A 16,022-nucleotide genomic window follows, 5' to 3' on the forward strand; every position below is an offset into this window, starting at 1 on the left:
CTCCTGAGCTGAACTCATGCGACTAACAGAATCCAGGCAATGGCAAAGAGTAAAAAGTACTTTGCTTAACAATAAAACCAAAGCCATTATTCGTATTATGACGAAACGTGCTCTGCGCTTAGCCGCTGCCGGTGGATTACTGCTAATCATTATTAATGTCTGGAATATTGCCAGTGTCCAGTCGCAACAGCAACTTTTCTCGCAAACTCAGTCGGTAACTCAGCTTATGATGGATCAGGCCGAGCACGAAGCGCATTATTGGCTTGAACATCAAAATACCGAGCGCTTAACTGCTCTGACCGACAATATCGCCAGCCACCCCGAAGTTATGGCGGCAACCATTCGTAACCGTTTTGGTGAACTGCTCGTGCACAGTGGCGTTAATTCATCCATTATTGACTGGCCCACTAGCGAAGACACTTCTGAGCCATGGGTACTGGTTGAAGAAATTAACCTGGAAGACAATGTGAGTGGTTATTTACAGGTCATTTTCGATAAAAATTTATTATTGAAGCAAAGCCAGACCGCCCATAACGGCCTGATGCAACAAGGTAAACTCTTACTTCTTCTGGCGATGCTAGCCGGTGTGTTTATTATGCTTGGCTTTAACCGGATACGTGATCGTTACTGGCAGGTTGAGCCTCATTAAACAGCTCACAACTGTTCTTCCATAAAGCCTCGCTAAGTGAGTCTTTATCAACCTTTCTCAACTCGGCTAAAACGCTCAAAACCTTTGCAATCCTTGCCGGTTCATTACGTTCTCCCTGATGTCCGCAAATAGGCATATCCGGTGAATCAGTCTCTAGCACCAAAGCTGATAGCGGTACTTTGGCTATTGCCTGTCGCGTTTTTTGTGCCCGGGTGTAAGTAATTACTCCGCCAACACCCAACTTATAACCGCAATCAACAAACTTCATAGCCTGCTCATAGCTGCCACTGAAGGCGTGTATAACGCCTTGCTCAGGACCATATTGTTTGACTAACGGATGAGTTGTCTCCAGAGTTTTACGGTGATGTATAATCACTGGCAGGCGATAGTTCTTCGCTAATTTCAGCTGTTCAATAAAGAGCTCGCGCTGCAGCTCGGAATTATCGCAGGTAGCATCTAACCCCACCTCCCCCACTGCCTGTAACCTCTCATGCGGAGTATCTAAGGCTTGTTCAAGCTCTTGCAGGTGGTTCAGATTATGTTGTTGAATAAACCAGGGATGCAAACCTAAAGCAAAGCGCCAGCTTGCAAACTGATTAACTAACTGCTGCAGCCGGGGCCATTGCTCAGCACTAACACCCGGCACCATAAAACGCTCAACTCCGGCTTCGGCAGCCGCTTCTAAAACTTGCCCCCGATCCTCATCAAATGCCTGAAAATCAATATGGCAATGAGTGTCGTAAAGCGTATTCATAAGCTTTAGTGTTCGCGTGTGTGAGTAAACTCAATATCAGGGTAACGCTCTTCTGCCAGGCTTAAGTTCACCATAGTCGGGGCAATGTAGGTCAGGTTGTCACCGCCATCTAATGCCAGATTCGCTTCTGCTTTACGACGAAACTCATCCAGTTTCTTCTCGTCTTTACTACTCACCCAGCGCGCTGTCGCGACGTTAATATTTTCGTACATGGCATCCACTTTGTATTCTGTTCTCAGGCGATGAACAACCACATCAAACTGCAGTACACCAACAGCGCCAACAATCAGGTCGTTGCTGATAAGCGGACGGAAAACCTGCACGGCGCCCTCTTCAGATAACTGCACTAAGCCTTTTAATAATTGCTTCTGCTTTAGTGGATCTTTCAGACGGATACGACGGAAAAGCTCAGGCGCAAAGTTCGGAATACCGCTAAACTTGAAGTCTTCGCCGGCGGTAAAGGTATCGCCGATTTGAATGGTTCCGTGGTTATGAAGCCCAATGATATCGCCTGGATAAGCTTCTTCCACGTGCGAACGGTCACCGGCTAAAAAGGTTAATGCATCACTGATACGCACGTCTTTACCTGTACGAACCTGACGCATTTTCATACCTTTCTCATACTTACCGGACACAATACGCATGAAGGCAACCCGGTCTCTGTGACGCGGATCCATATTCGCCTGAATTTTAAAAATGAAACCGGAGAAGTCTTCGCTGGTGGCACTAACGCCTTCTTGTTGATCGGTTTCCCGCCCTTGAGGTTTAGGTGCCCAGTCGACCAGACCATCCAGCATATGATCCACACCGAAGTTACCTAACGCCGTTCCGAAAAATACCGGCGTCAATTCACCGGCGAGAAAAAGCTCTTTATCAAAGGGGTTCGACGCGCCATTCACCAACTCGATTTGCTCACGTAGCTCATCTGCCCAGACGCCTAGCTTCTCATCTAACTCAGGGTTATCAAGACCTTTTATAATGGTCTCTTCCTGAATTCGGTGCCCCTGCCCGGTTTTATATAAAATCGTTTCATCTTTAAGAAGGTGATAAACCCCTTTAAAGTTTTTGCCGGAACCAATCGGCCAGGTAATAGGTGCGCACATAATTTTCAGAACATCTTCCACTTCATCCAACAACTCCAGCGGGTCACGAATGTCACGGTCAAGTTTGTTCATAAAAGTGATAATAGGAGTGTCACGTAAACGAGTGACTTCCATCAATTTAATGGTTCGGTCCTCAACACCTTTAGCGCCGTCAATAACCATTAAACAAGAATCAACGGCAGTCAGGGTACGGTAAGTATCTTCTGAGAAGTCTTCGTGTCCGGGAGTATCTAATAGATTCACCAGGGCATTATGATAAGGGAACTGCATTACTGAGGTAGTTACCGATATGCCCCGCTCCTGTTCCATTTGCATCCAGTCTGACTTTGCATGCTGACCAGATTTCTTGCCTTTTATCGTTCCCGCTTTTTGGATCTGCTGACCATGCAACAGGACCTTTTCAGTAATCGTGGTTTTACCGGCATCCGGGTGAGAGATAATGGCAAAGGTACGACGTTTCGCGACTTCATTCTGCAAGCTGGATTCAGACATCAACAAGACTCTTATTGGTTAAATTTAACTATATTGCTTATTTTCGCTGATCTGCTGCCGATACACAAACCATGGATTGTTATAATCTGAGATAGATACGGTACTAACGTCTAAAAGATAGCATTCCGAGCCTGTACTAAACTACAAACTGACATGAACAACCCGAGTAACCTGCCCATGCAACTGACGATAAAAGCGAAAGTATTTTCTCTGGCACTTATCCCCCCGGTACTTATTGCCGTGTTCTTAACCTGGTATAACTTGTCTCAGTCGACGACTGTCGGACAAAACGCCGTTGAAGAATTCACAACGCAAATGGAAAAAGACAGTCGAGAGGAGCTTTCTAACTATTTGGAGTTAGCATTTACTTCTATCCAGCACCTTGTAAAAGACACTTCTCTGGGCTCGTTACAGGAAAGACAAGAACGCGCAAAGCAAATACTACGGCAACTACGCTTTGATGACTCTGGTGATGTGGGTTACCTCTTTGTTTATGACCGTCAGGGCGTCAGTGTTGCTCATGGCGTTAATCAAAGCCTTGAAGGTAAAAACCTGTTCGACTTTCAGGACCCTAATGGGGTTTACCTTATCAGAAAGCTTATTGAAGAAGCAGAAGGTGGTGGCGGTTTCGTCAAATATGACTGGCAGAATACTCAGCAGCAAGTCAATCCTAAACTTGGATACGCCAAGCTACTAAACGAGTGGAACTGGGTAATAGGTACTGGCTTTTGGACAGCCGGAATGGAGCAGGAAGCCGCCAGAATTGAAAATAATGTTGATGAAGCACTAGCCGACGCCGTTATTGAAACCATCATTGCCTCAGTTATTGCATTGCTGATTATCGCCGCGCTGGCGTTGTTTGTGGTCAAAGGAATTACACGACCACTGCGTAACGCCCTTAACGCTATGGAAAGAATTGCAAAAGGTGACGGTGATCTCACCCAGCGCCTCGATACGACCAGCAACGATGAAATGGCCGATCTTGGGCAGGCCTTTAACGATTTTGCCGACCAGGTTTCCGATATGGTAACCAATATCCGTCATTCTGCGAGCTCCGTCAGCCGCTCCACTCAAAAGCTCGACAAAGTTCTGATTGACGCTCGCGAGGGAGTAACCGAGCAGCAGGCAGAAAGTGAGCAGGTGGCAACCGCCATTAACGAAATGTCGACGGCCTCTCATGAAGTCGCCCGTAGCGCCAGCGAAGCGTCATCAGCAGCTGAACAGGCAGAAGAATTGGTTCATTCAAGTAATCACCTGCTGACCAAAGCCGTTAATGTCATTCACGGTCTGGCAGAAAAAGTGGAAAATGGTGCATCAGAGGTTGAACAGCTTAACGCGCACTCAGCGAAAATTGGCTCCGTGCTTGATGTTATTCGAGGCATTGCTGAACAGACCAACTTACTGGCGCTTAACGCGGCAATAGAGTCGGCTCGTGCAGGTGAAGCTGGCAGAGGTTTTGCCGTTGTTGCCGACGAGGTTCGCACTCTGGCAAAACGAACTCAGGACAGCACTCACGAAATTGAATCGATGATAGAGCAACTGCAGCAAGGCAGTAAAAAAGTGTCGAATGTTATGGCCTCCATAAAACAGGGAAGTGAAACCAGTGTCGCCGAGGCGGCGGAAGTGGAAAACGCTTTGGCGAAAGTTCTGGAGGCGGTAAACACCATTAACACGCAGAACGCTCAAATTGCGACTGCAGCGGAAGAGCAAACATCGGTTTCGGAAACCATAAACCAAAATATGACCGCAATTGTCGATATTGCGAAGCAAACCGCCGATGGCACTCAACAGGCCGGAGAGCATATGAAAGAGCTTAGTAACACTGCGGCACAACTTGAGAACAACGTTAAGCGGTATCGTGTTAGCTAAGCTTAATCGCCTTGCCTTCTTCCATCGCGGGTAAGTCAAATAAACGACACAGTGTCTGCCCTAAATCGGCAAAACTGTGTCGTTTCCCCCGGTTACCCGCCTGCACGTTTTGACCCGACAGTAATAAAGGAATAAATTCACGGGTATGATCGGTTCCCTGCCAGGTGGGATCGCAGCCGTGATCAGCGGTTAATACCAAAACATCATCCGGTTTCATTGCCGATTCAATAACAGGCAACCATTGGTCGAACGTTTCCAGTTCCCGGGCATAGCCATCAATGTCCCGCCGGTGTCCGTATAAGGTGTCAAAATCCACTAAATTGGTAAAAATTAATGTGTTCTCCGGGGATTTCTCCATTGCGTTTAATGTGGCCGTTAAAAGCCCGTTCAGCCCCGAGGCTTTGACCGACTCGGAAACGCCCTGCCCGGCAAAAATATCCGAGATTTTACCGATAGCAATAACCTTGCCGCCTTTATTTTGAAGCTTATCCAACACCGTCGGCTTAGGTGGTAAAACAGAGTAGTCTTTACGATTGGCTGTACGCTCAAAGTTGTCCGCTTTATCGCCAACAAAAGGACGCGCAATAACACGACCAATATTATATGGCTCTATAAGCGCCCTAACCTTCTCGCATACCTGATATAAACGCTCCAGACCAAAATGTTCTTCGTGCGCGGCAATTTGAAACACGGAATCGGCAGAGGTATAAAAAATAGGATAACCGCTACGAATGTGCTGCTCACCTAACTGCTTTAGGATTTCAGTGCCCGAAGCATGGCAATTACCAAGATAACCGTCGAGTTCGCAGGCCTTAAGAATTTGAGTTAACAATTCATTGGGAAAACTGTTCTCTTCATTGAGGAAATACCCCCATTCGAAGTGTACGGGAACGCCCATTAACTCCCAGTGACCAGAGGGTGTGTCTTTTCCCGACGAGAGTTCTGCGGCACAGGCATAAGCACCATGAGTTTCCACTTCGTGAAAACCTTTGGCATAGGTGCCTGTCGCTTCTTTATGAGCTTTAGCTAAACCCAGCCGGGTAAGGTTAGGTAACTGCAGGGGTTGTCCGTGCTGATACCTGTATTCCGCAATATGCCCAAAAGTATCAGCGCCTTCATCACCAAACTTATCAGCGTCGGGGGCTGAACCAATACCAAACGAATCTAATACCAGAACAATGGCTCTGCTCATTCAGTCTCTCCGGCTATGCGCTCATAGATAACAGAGTCGGGCTCCGGCGGGGTAGAGGAAAAACTCAAAGCTTTCAGTATGCTGTCAGCAGCCTCTTGCCAGTCCGACTCGTTACTGGCATGTACTGTTGCAATGACACTCTCTGAGTCCACTTTCGATCCAACTGTCAGGATATCGGTCATACCAACGCTTAAATCCAATTTATCATCAGCTTTGCGCCGGCCTCCACCTAAACAGACAACCGCCATTCCCAATTCTCTTGTATTCACTTCCGATAAATATAGCCCATGATACTCGGCGGGAAGCTTTAACGGTTTTCTCAGGTTTGCCTGGGGCAGGTACTGGTCGCTTTTTTCCAGAAAGTCGTGAGGTCCGCCCAAAGAACCGACCATTTTGGCGAAACGTTCCGCCGCCAAACCGCTTCCCAGTACGTTTTCAACCATAACCTCAGCTTGGTCAGTACTTTTAGCCAAGTTTCCCGACACCAGCAACTCAGCAGATAAGGCTTTTGTTACCTGATGCAGGCGTTTATCTCTGCGCTTTCCCGTTAAATAATCGACGGCTAACTGAACCTCAACCGCATTACCGGCAGCTGAACCTAATGCCTGATTCATGTCAGTAATAAGCGCCGTGGTTTCTACTCCCAGTTTCCGGCCAACACTCACCAGACTCTGCGCTAAATCTCTCGACTCATCGTATCCTGGCATGAATGCACCGTTACCGGCTTTAACATCCATAACCAAACCATCAAGGCCTTCAGCCAGCTTTTTTGCCAGAATAGAAGCTGTAATTAACGGAATCGACTCCACTGTCGCGGTCACATCGCGCGTTGCGTAAAAGCGGCTATCAGCTGGTGCCAGACGCCCTGTTTGCCCAATAATGGCAACACCAGCCTGCTTAACCGTGTCGCGAAAGCGCCGATTATCCGGCGCGGTCTGATAGCCGGGGATGGCGTCAAATTTATCCAGCGTACCGCCAGTATGTCCCAGACCACGCCCCGAAATCATCGGAACATAGCCACCACAGGCTGCGACAATAGGACCCAGCATTAAGCTAACGACGTCACCGACACCGCCGGTTGAGTGCTTATCCAATACCGGACCATTTAAATTGTCCTGTCGCCAGTCAAGAACATCGCCGGAATCTCTCATAGCAACGGTTAAAGCTGTTTTTTCCTGCGCCGACATACCGCGAAAATAAATAGCCATAGCCAACGCAGCTATTTGCCCCTCACTGACGCTGTCATCGCAAATTCCGTTAACGAACTGCTGAATATCGGTGTCGGATAAACTTACAGCGTCACGCTTTTTGCGAATAACTTCTTGCGCCAAAAACATAAACTTAAACCTTAACCAAAAGGCTTTGGAGATCCTGCAACAGGCTACTGGCTCCGATGCGGAAATTATCAGCTGTGACCCAGTCCTCACCCATAATCCGCTCGGCTAACTCAATATACTGAACCGCATCATCCAGAGTCCGGATTCCGCCTGCGGCTTTAAAACCACAATCTGTTTGACTGGATTTAATGACCCCCAGCATAGCTTCCGCCGCTTTCAAGGTGGCATTTATCGATACTTTTCCGGTTGAGGTTTTAATAAAGTCAGCGCCGTTAGCAATAGCTAACTCACTAGCCAGAACAATTTTATCGTGTTGCTGAAGCTCACCTGACTCAATAATGACTTTTAGCTGAACAGAATCGCCGCAAATATCCTTGCACTCTCTTACCAATTCAGCCGGGGTGCTCTCATCACCCTGCAATAAAGCAGCATAAGGCAGGACCACGTCAACCTCGTGCGCTCCGGCCGCTATAGCTCGCTCGGTTTCTGCTGCGGCGCGGGCGACATTGGTACTGCCATCAGGAAAGTTAGTAACCGTAGCGACTTTGGTATCCAGCCCCTGCTCGTTGAGAAACTGGCGAGCCAACGCCACCCATTCAGGGAACACACAAACCGCAGCGACACTCTTTTTATTTATCGAGGCACGTTGGCATAAGTCTTCAATAACCTCTCGGGTATCATCGTTATTCAACGTGGTTAAATCCATAAAGGACAAGGCCTGTAGTGCCCGTACCTGTTGTGTTGATGGCATAATTACTCCATTTGGTTATTAGCTTTCCCAACGCATAACTAAAGCGTCTTCACGCCCGTCGGCGGCTGGATAATAATTGACTCTGCGCCCTACCGTATCAAATCCATTGCCTTCATATAAGCGGATAGCGGCAGCATTGGAAGCACGAACTTCCAGAAACACAACGCAGTGTTTCTTTTCAGCATAGTCTAATAAGTCCTGCATGAGTTTGTAACCAAAGCCCTGCCCCTGAAAGTCAGGATCCACAGCAATATTGTGCAACGTCAACTCATCGGCAACTAACTGGCTAATAGTAAAACCAATAACCCTTGAGTCGCTCAATAGCCGCCGACAACGATATTGTTCACCATGGCTTTCACTAAATACAGACCAGGGCCAGGGGGTACGATGTGCTTTCTTTTCGACCGAAAACTCAAGCTCACCGGGTCGAAAATCCTCGATATTAAAGCTTTGCATGTTTAAGTTGTTGCCAGAGAGATTTTTTTGTTTCCACCGGAAATGAATCGTTCAGACTGTCAGTGTAATCGAAACACACATCTGGAGTTTTAGAGGGGGCTTTTATAGCAACCGGGCGTTGCTCGAAGTACAAACAAAGATCATCAAGCCAACCGGGCAAAGAAACAGGCAATTCTCTCTCTCCACGCAAATAGAGAGGGCCCAGACGATAATAAAATACCGGTGCCGATGCACGTTTCTTTTCCCAAATGGGAATACCCATAACTTGTAATGCGGCGCGTTGTTGACTGGTCCATTCTGGGAGCATGACGATTACCGTTGAAAACAGATAAATGCAGTTTACTCAAGCTTGGGAAGGATAGCCAGTTAGAAACTGGCAGGGGCGGAGGGATTCGAACCCCCAACCGTCGGTTTTGGAGACCGCTGTTCTACCAATTGGAACTACGCCCCTAACGCTTGAGCGGAGAATTATACCGACACCCAGTATTCAGACAAGCGATATTTACGGCTTAACCTACTGTTTGCAGATAAATTAAACAATTATGGCTAGGCTTCTGTATCAAAAAGCTCCTCATGAACAATCTGCAGCATCTCATCTACCTTAAACTCATCAATTTGAAAATGCTCAAGTACGCCATCCTGAACATACTGCCATTCTTCTTCTCCGGCCAAACTGCGGGTTCTCAAATCAATTGCGTATCGCGATATCTTTAGTATTCCCAATAAGTCGAGGGTTAAATTGTCAAGTTCGCTGGAGTGATTGAAAATTGAACTGTCTTCAAACAAATAATAAATGACTTCAACTACAATTTTCGGCAACTTCCATTGTTGTGCCAACAGCGCACCGATAGTAGTGTGTGAAGTCTGGAAAAGCTCTAGCTCTTTAGCTTGTACCTGCTGCCAGGGAGTACTTTCTGCGGCATTTAGTAAGTCAGCATAATCATCGAACTCAGCCAACATAACCGGTATTCCTGAGCTTTGAAAAAGACCCAGCATATAAGCATGATCTCTCAATTCCGGTCGTCCGATGGCTTCAGCGATCATCACACAGGCCCCGGCAACCCACTCGTTATAACGCCAGAACTCGCTGAGATCATAGTCAGATGTCAAAGCCGACTTAAGAGCAACCGCCCTTACAATCGGAAAAACCCGGCGAAAGCCAAGCGTCATGACGGCCTGCTGAATTGAATCGACCTCTCTTGCTCTGCGGTAAGCGGCAGAATTAACAACCTGTAAAACAGCGGCGGCTATACTCATATCAGCCGAAATAGATTCAGCGATAACGGTGACATCAGGTTCACTTTTTTTGGCTTCACGACTCACAGTTAGCAAAGTTTCGGGGCGCGGTGGAATACTTACTCTTTGTAACAATCGTTTTTCTGCCGTCGTAATTTCTATCGCCATAGAGTCTCCGGGTTGAACCAATGATTTACATGAAATCTTAAAGCATGCGATTATGTCTTAACTTTTTGTCTGGTATAACACTTCAATGCGTTACTTTCGATTTATTCTTTTTAGTTTTAGTATACTTTTCAACGGGCTGGCTCTTGCTTCAGTTGAAGTTGCGGTCTCCGGTGTTGAGGGAGACGAGTACGCCAATGTTATGGCGCTATTACAAATAGCCCGTCTGGATAAAGACAAAAGTTACGCCGACTATAGAGTCCGGTATCTACATAGACAAGCACCTGCCGACATTAAAAAAGCACTCCGCCCATATGGATATTATCAGGTTGAAGTGAATCCTCAACTAGAAACCATTGAGGGAGGTTGGTCAGCTGCGTACCAAATTGAGCTGAATGACCCGGTAAAAATTGCTAAAAACATGTGGGAAATTCGGGGCGACGCGGCTGAAGACGAGGCGTTCGAGAACATAATAGAGAATAATAGCCTCAAAGAAAAACAACGTTTTATTCATAGTACTTACGAACAAGTTAAGTCCAGGTTATTGTCATTAGCGAGTCAGCGCGGCTATCACGATGCTCGCTTTATAAAACACAATGTCGAAATTGATGTTGCAGAAAACACCGCTGATATAGAAGTGATTTTTGATTCCGGGAAACGCTACGAGTACGGGCAGGTCACATTCGAACAGGATATACTCGACGACGAACTGCTCCATCGCTTTGTTCCTTTTGAACACGGCGAAGGCTACAGCACACAGGAACTCAGTCAATTACAAGTAGCATTAGGTGACAGCGGATATTTCTCTCAAGTTCAGGTCAGTCCGGACTGGGGAAATGCCGAAGAGCACACAGTACCTATCTCTGTCAGCTCCGAGCCTAACTTCAGAAACCAGTATCAATACGGTGTTGGTTACGGAACCGATACCGGAGCTCGTATTAGTGCCAGCCTCAACCGCCGTTGGGTCAATACGCAGGGACACCAACTCAGGGGGATGACACAGTTATCAGAAGTAGAAAGCCGCGTTGGTGCAAACTACATCATTCCGGGTCAAAACCCTCAGTCAGATTATTACCAGATTCGAGCCGAGGCCTCTGATAAAGATAACGAAGGACAAACTAACCGACTATATCGCTTTGGCGCATCCAGCGTTGTTGCAATGGGTAAATGGCAACGCGAGTACGGGTTAAACTGGCAACGCGATGACTTCGAAATTGGCGAAAGTTCGGGAACCAGTCAGTTTTTAATTCCGCAAGCCAATTGGAACTATGTGACAGCTGACGGAAGGTTGAATATCGACAAAGGCTTTCGTTTTGATGTAACACTAAAAGCAGCAAGTGAAGCAGTTTTGTCTGATGCCGATTTAGCCAGCGTGGAACTTGGCTTTAAAGCCGTTGTCCCTGTTACAGACAATATACGTTTTCTTGCCAGAGCCGAAGCCGGCGCTACCTATATAGATGATTTTAATCAGTTGCCTCCTTCGCTACGTTTTTTCGCTGGCGGGGACAACAGCGTGCGCGGCTACGCTTATGAGCAATTAGGACCAGAAGACGATACAGGAACCATTTTAGGTGGCCGTTATTTGGCTGTTGCCAGCGCAGAAATTGATTATCGCTTTAAGGAAAATTGGCGTGTCGCTTTATTCACGGATATTGGTAATGCCATGATTGAACCTAATGAAAAGCTGAAACAAAGTGTCGGATTCGGAATTCGCTGGATTTCTCCTATTGGTTCGGTTCGTCTGGATTTGGCTCAGGCAATAGATGAGCCAGATAAGCCCTGGCGCCTGCACTTTACCTTAGGCCCCGATTTATGAGCATTTATCGTTGGTTGGCCATTACAGTTCTTGTTCTGGTTGTTTTAGTCCCACTACTGGCTATCAGCCTGGTTGGCAGTGAAACTGGCAGCCGCTGGATACTAACTCAGGGACAAAAATATCTACCGGTAGACATCCAGTACAAAGCATTTAATGGAACTCTGCTGAATGAGTTTGAGTTTGAGGATTTTCGTTTTGAAAGCGAAACGTTTTCCTATACACCAAACAAGCTAATCATAAACTGGGATCCGCTGGCTTTGTTGTCCGGTGTTATTCGAATAGATAACATAGAAAGCCTTGGTGGCGAGATCCGTCTTCGCGCGGCTCAGAATTCGAGTCAAAACGCGGATTCTGGAACTTCTGTTGAAGACATTCAAATTGAGCTGCCTTTAGATGTCAACTTGCGTAACTTGCTGGTTAAGGAAAGCCGCTTTTTTATTTTAGAAACCCCTTCTCAGGAACTAACGATTGAAGCATCGGCCAGAGCTAACGCTGATGGCCAGCTTAATATCAGACAGTTTCGTCTGGAGCACCAATACCTAACCACCGAGATTTCCGGAAAAACTACGTTATCTTACCCTTTTAAAAGTGAGCTCGAAAATAACACCCATTTACACTCACCAGACTTCCCTTCTCTTAAAGTAAAAACGGAGATAGCTGGCGACATTCGGTCTCTGACGACACATAGTGAACTATTCGAGGGACTTGTCGGTGAAGTTACCGCTAAAATCGATAACCCGCTGAACGAGCTTACCTGGCAGTTTGACAGCAATTGGCAGAAGAATGACCTGAGCCTGTGGTTGGCAAGTGTCGGAGCTGACCAGGTTGAATTTAGTTTTGCCGGAGATATACGTGGAGAGGGTGGAGTAACACAAGCCAGTATCGAGCCCGACATAGCTGTCACAGTTAATCAACAGACAATGGATATCGATGGCTCCGTTAGCTATCAAGACAACATAATAAACTTCGCACCACTCAATGTGCACTCTAGAGGCGATATCCAGGGGCAGCTAACCTTGCAGGGAAATGTTTCATCACTATCGACTACTCCGGTAATTGATGCTTCTGTAAGTTGGGAAAAAATAACCTACGAACCGAACGGTATCAGCAGCCACGAAGGCCGGTTACAGGCCAAAGGCGAACTCGATGAGCTTGCAATTAATTTAAGTAACGAACTGTCTGGCGTACTTGAAGAAGACTTACAGCTTGTTACTGAAGCTAAACTTAAGTCTGACAGCCTAAATATCTTAAGCCTGAAACTTACTCATAATGATGAAACTGTCAGTGGCAAGGCTGCTATCAATTGGAAAGACAATTTATCTTTAACTACGGATATTTCGGGTGAATATCAACAGCGGACGGTCAATGCAGAAGCGAAATTGCGTTTGTCAGAGCCCTACTTATTTGTTGACCAGTTTAATGCCAGCTGGGGAGCGCAGTCACTTATCGCTGAAGGGGCGCTTAGCCCTGGCAAAAAGCTCACCTGGCAAGTAACGTCTAAAGATTTAAGCGAGCTTTCTGACGTTAAAGGAGAGGTTGTAGCTACCGGTGATATTAGTGGGCAACTAAACCAACCAGAGTTTAAAATAGGTTTTAATAAATTTAACCTGAAGCACCCTGACTACAATACTGTTAGTTTAAATCAACCTATCACGGTCGTTTTTAACTATGAGGACATCACGTTCAATACAACGCCAGTTTGTCTAAATTACAAAGGGATAGATAATCCCTTCTGCCTTAAGTTAGAACAGCAGGACAAGTTAATAAGTTTCGATGCAGATGCCAGTGAGATTCCGCTGGATTTACTGCAAGCTCTTGTATTACCCGACGTCGCTTACAAGCTAACTGGAGAGGTATCGGCTGAGGTTGTCGGTACATTCGATTATGAAAATATGACGTTAAGGAAGCTTGACGGCGCTATTAACGCGGATAACAGTCAAGTACTGGCTGGTGAAGAAAAAGTTATTTTAAATCAGCTTAACTTAACCGCTAAAAACCGCGACGACGAGGGCATTGATATTGGAATGACAGCGATAGCTGACGAACTCGATTTTAACCTGTCAGGGCAGCTTACTATCGAAAAAGTAGCTCCCGACAGTCCTCTTTCCGGAAAGGTTTCATTAAATTCTAAAAGTTTAGAGTTACTGAATTTATTTGCACCGCAAGTGGATATCGGCAATGGGAGTACTAGCGCAGATCTCAATATTGCAGGTGATTTAAATGATCCAACTGCTTCAGGAAAAGTTAACCTTAATGCAGACAGAATCATTGTATTAGCCAGTGGTACATTAATTACTGAGCTCAATGCAAAACTAACGGCAGACGCAAATGTTGGCGAATTTACGGTTAATGCAGACGGCAAAATAGGTGATGGTGATGTCGCTATTGAGGGGGAGCTCAATGCATTTAAACGAACCGGAAACCTCGTTATAAAGGGTAAAGATCTATTGATTTTAGATACCCCGGATCTTCTCCTTGTTGCATCACCTGATATCTCCCTAAAGCTTGAGAAAGATCTTGTATTCGTCAGAGGGGATTTACATCTACCTAAAGCTCGAATAACACCAGTGAATTTAGATCAAGCTGTCACTGAGTCAGCTGATGTTACTTTGAAAAATGAGTCTAAAGATCCTCCTTTGTTTTCTACTAATACAGATATAACAGTGAGTCTAGGAGAACAAGTTCGCGTCGAAGCTCTAGGTTTTTCAGGTAACTTAAAAGGGAAACTCCAAATTACGCAGCAACCCGATTCCGTTGCACGAGGTAACGGCAGTATTGGGGTCGTATCCGGTGATTACGAGATTTACGGACAAAAATTAGCTATTGAACGCGGTGATTTGCTTTTCAATGGGGGGCCTTTAGATACTCCATCCCTAAATCTTAGAGTTACCCGTAATATTGAAAAAACCGGTATCGACGAGCGGCCGCCTGAGACGATAGGAGCCAGAGTTACCGGTACTATAAACCGACCTGAATTAAGCCTTTTTTCAACACCGCCTCTTCCGGACAGTACTATCCTCTCGTACCTTTTATTCGGGAAACCGCCGGGTAGCCAGGGAGATGCGAATAATCTCGAACTGCAGGCAGCACTATTAGTTGGTGGCCGTAGCGCCAAGTTTCTAACTGAAGGCATAAAAGACACTTTTGATTTAGATGAAGTGTCTTTGGATTCGGAAACCACTGATGTCAATGATACCTCTTTGTATATAGGTAAATACCTCTCTCCTCGTCTGTACGTTAAGTATGGAATTGGCTTACTAGAACCAACCTCTACTTTCATACTGCGCTACACACTGTCTGAAAGACTACTTTTTGAATCTACCTCAAACACTGAAGGTCAAGGCGGCGACTTAATATATACCATCGAAACTAAGTAATTCCCGTAACTCCCTTCGCTTTGCCACCAAAGGTTGTTTTGTAGTAGATACAAGCCTGATGCTCTTGCATCAGGTGGGGTGGTTGGGGTGGACGCTCGGGATAGAGTAATCGAAAGGCCGGTTGGTGAGCTGGGTACCGGGGTAAATGCGCTGCGGCTTCAGCTTTAAAAGGAGTTAAGGAGTACAGCCTCAGGGATCTCACCTGACGTTAACGTCCAGGCTACCCAGCAGACATAAAAAAAGCCCCCAGCGTGAGCTGAGGGCTGTTTTATTTGTAGTCTGGACAAGGTTTCGAAGAGCTCAACCTGTTCAGCGGGGTAAAGCCAAATGGTTGGCTTTACCAGGGACCCGCTTCACCCTACTCTCGTCGTAGGTCACCACCAGAAATAAAAAAACCCCAGCCGATTGGGCTGGGGTTATTTATTTGTAGTCTGGCGGTGACCTACTCTCGCATGGGGAGACCCCACACTACCATCGGCGCTGGTGTGTTTCACTTCTGAGTTCGGAATGGATTCAGGTGGTGCCACACCGCTATGGCCGCCAGACATAAACTGTCACAACATGTAAAAACTGACCGCGTCTTTAAAAGTACGCCACTCTGTTGAATTCACTTTCTCACCTGACATTAATGTCAGGCGACTTATTCGGTAAAGTCGCTCGCTTGTGCGTAACGTTCCAAACACCTTGGGTGTTGTATGGTTAAGTCTCACGGGCAATTAGTACGGGTTAGCTCAACGCATTACTACGCTTCCACACCCCGCCTATCAACGTTGTCGTCTTCAACAACCCTTCAGAGCACTCTAAGTGCTAGTGACAGCTTATCTC

At 46.4% G+C, this 16,022-nt stretch carries 12 protein-coding genes, 1 tRNA gene and 2 rRNA genes; 4 read left to right on the forward strand and 11 right to left on the reverse strand.

What is annotated here, in order from left to right; genetic code table 11:
• Positions 1-16 precede the first annotated feature (16 nt).
• Positions 17-649 carry a YtjB family periplasmic protein gene (locus RJ32_RS13945; protein ID WP_231378585.1) on the forward strand — a complete coding sequence of 211 codons (633 nt, stop codon included), beginning with the start codon at positions 17-19 and terminating at the stop codon, positions 647-649.
• Here the strand turns inward: RJ32_RS13945 and RJ32_RS13950 are convergent.
• Together RJ32_RS13950 and prfC are read right to left on the reverse strand one after the other, a co-directional pair.
• The gene (locus tag RJ32_RS13950; RefSeq protein WP_034823044.1) at positions 606-1,403 is read right to left on the reverse strand and encodes a TatD family hydrolase; all 798 of its coding nucleotides are present in this window, start codon (positions 1,401-1,403) and stop codon (positions 606-608) included. The two genes, RJ32_RS13945 and RJ32_RS13950, sit on opposite strands and share 44 nt — an antisense overlap.
• A 5-nt stretch (positions 1,404-1,408) precedes the next feature.
• Positions 1,409-2,998, reverse strand: coding sequence for a peptide chain release factor 3 (prfC, locus tag RJ32_RS13955; protein WP_034823045.1), 1,590 nt, complete (start codon positions 2,996-2,998; stop codon positions 1,409-1,411).
• Between the two features lie 153 nt (positions 2,999-3,151).
• Here prfC and RJ32_RS13960 point away from each other — a divergent pair, with 153 nt between their 5' ends.
• The gene (locus tag RJ32_RS13960) at positions 3,152-4,867 is read left to right on the forward strand and encodes a methyl-accepting chemotaxis protein (protein WP_235598964.1); all 1,716 of its coding nucleotides are present in this window, start codon (positions 3,152-3,154) and stop codon (positions 4,865-4,867) included.
• Here RJ32_RS13960 and RJ32_RS13965 read toward each other — a convergent pair.
• The 7 genes from RJ32_RS13965 to RJ32_RS13995 form a co-directional block, all read right to left on the reverse strand.
• A complete protein-coding gene (locus RJ32_RS13965) occupies positions 4,860-6,059 on the reverse strand; it encodes a phosphopentomutase (protein WP_034823047.1) in 1,200 nt (399 codons plus the stop codon). The genes RJ32_RS13960 and RJ32_RS13965 overlap by 8 nt on opposite strands.
• The gene (gene deoA, locus RJ32_RS13970; RefSeq protein ID WP_034823049.1) at positions 6,056-7,396 is read right to left on the reverse strand and encodes a thymidine phosphorylase; all 1,341 of its coding nucleotides are present in this window, start codon (positions 7,394-7,396) and stop codon (positions 6,056-6,058) included. The genes RJ32_RS13965 and deoA overlap by 4 nt, the downstream gene beginning before the upstream one ends.
• A gap of 4 nt (positions 7,397-7,400) precedes the next feature.
• Positions 7,401-8,147 (reverse strand): deoxyribose-phosphate aldolase, encoded by a 747-nt coding sequence (deoC, locus tag RJ32_RS13975; RefSeq protein WP_034823051.1) that lies wholly within the window; start codon positions 8,145-8,147, stop codon positions 7,401-7,403.
• Positions 8,148-8,165: 18 nt separating this feature from the next.
• Positions 8,166-8,603 (reverse strand): ribosomal protein S18-alanine N-acetyltransferase, encoded by a 438-nt coding sequence (rimI, locus tag RJ32_RS13980; RefSeq protein WP_011235116.1) that lies wholly within the window; start codon positions 8,601-8,603, stop codon positions 8,166-8,168.
• Complete coding sequence (locus RJ32_RS13985; RefSeq protein ID WP_034823053.1) at positions 8,590-8,910, reverse strand: hypothetical protein; 321 nt, start codon at positions 8,908-8,910, stop codon at positions 8,590-8,592. Before RJ32_RS13985 ends, rimI begins: the two co-directional genes overlap by 14 nt.
• A gap of 67 nt (positions 8,911-8,977) precedes the next feature.
• Positions 8,978-9,054: transfer RNA gene (locus tag RJ32_RS13990), tRNA-Trp, on the reverse strand.
• Positions 9,055-9,149: 95 nt separating this feature from the next.
• Complete coding sequence (locus tag RJ32_RS13995; RefSeq protein WP_034823055.1) at positions 9,150-10,007, reverse strand: HDOD domain-containing protein; 858 nt, start codon at positions 10,005-10,007, stop codon at positions 9,150-9,152.
• A gap of 85 nt (positions 10,008-10,092) precedes the next feature.
• On the opposite strand from RJ32_RS13995, the gene RJ32_RS14000 reads away from it, so the two are divergent.
• Positions 10,093-11,820, forward strand: a complete 1,728-nt coding sequence (locus tag RJ32_RS14000) for an autotransporter assembly complex family protein (RefSeq protein WP_034823057.1) — start codon at positions 10,093-10,095, stop codon at positions 11,818-11,820.
• Entirely contained in the window at positions 11,817-15,197 is a 3,381-nt protein-coding gene (locus RJ32_RS14005; RefSeq protein ID WP_034823059.1) for a translocation/assembly module TamB domain-containing protein, read from the forward strand. Before RJ32_RS14000 ends, RJ32_RS14005 begins: the two co-directional genes overlap by 4 nt.
• 429 nt (positions 15,198-15,626) lie before the next feature.
• Here RJ32_RS14005 and rrf read toward each other — a convergent pair.
• Positions 15,627-15,742 (reverse strand): 5S ribosomal RNA (rrf, locus tag RJ32_RS14010).
• A 150-nt stretch (positions 15,743-15,892) separates the two neighbouring features.
• Positions 15,893-16,022 (reverse strand): 23S ribosomal RNA (locus RJ32_RS14015); the annotation flags it as partial.

Origin of the sequence: Idiomarina sp. 28-8, from assembly GCF_000320945.2 — a bacterium.
Taxonomy (GTDB): Bacteria; Pseudomonadota; Gammaproteobacteria; order Enterobacterales; family Alteromonadaceae; genus Idiomarina; species Idiomarina loihiensis.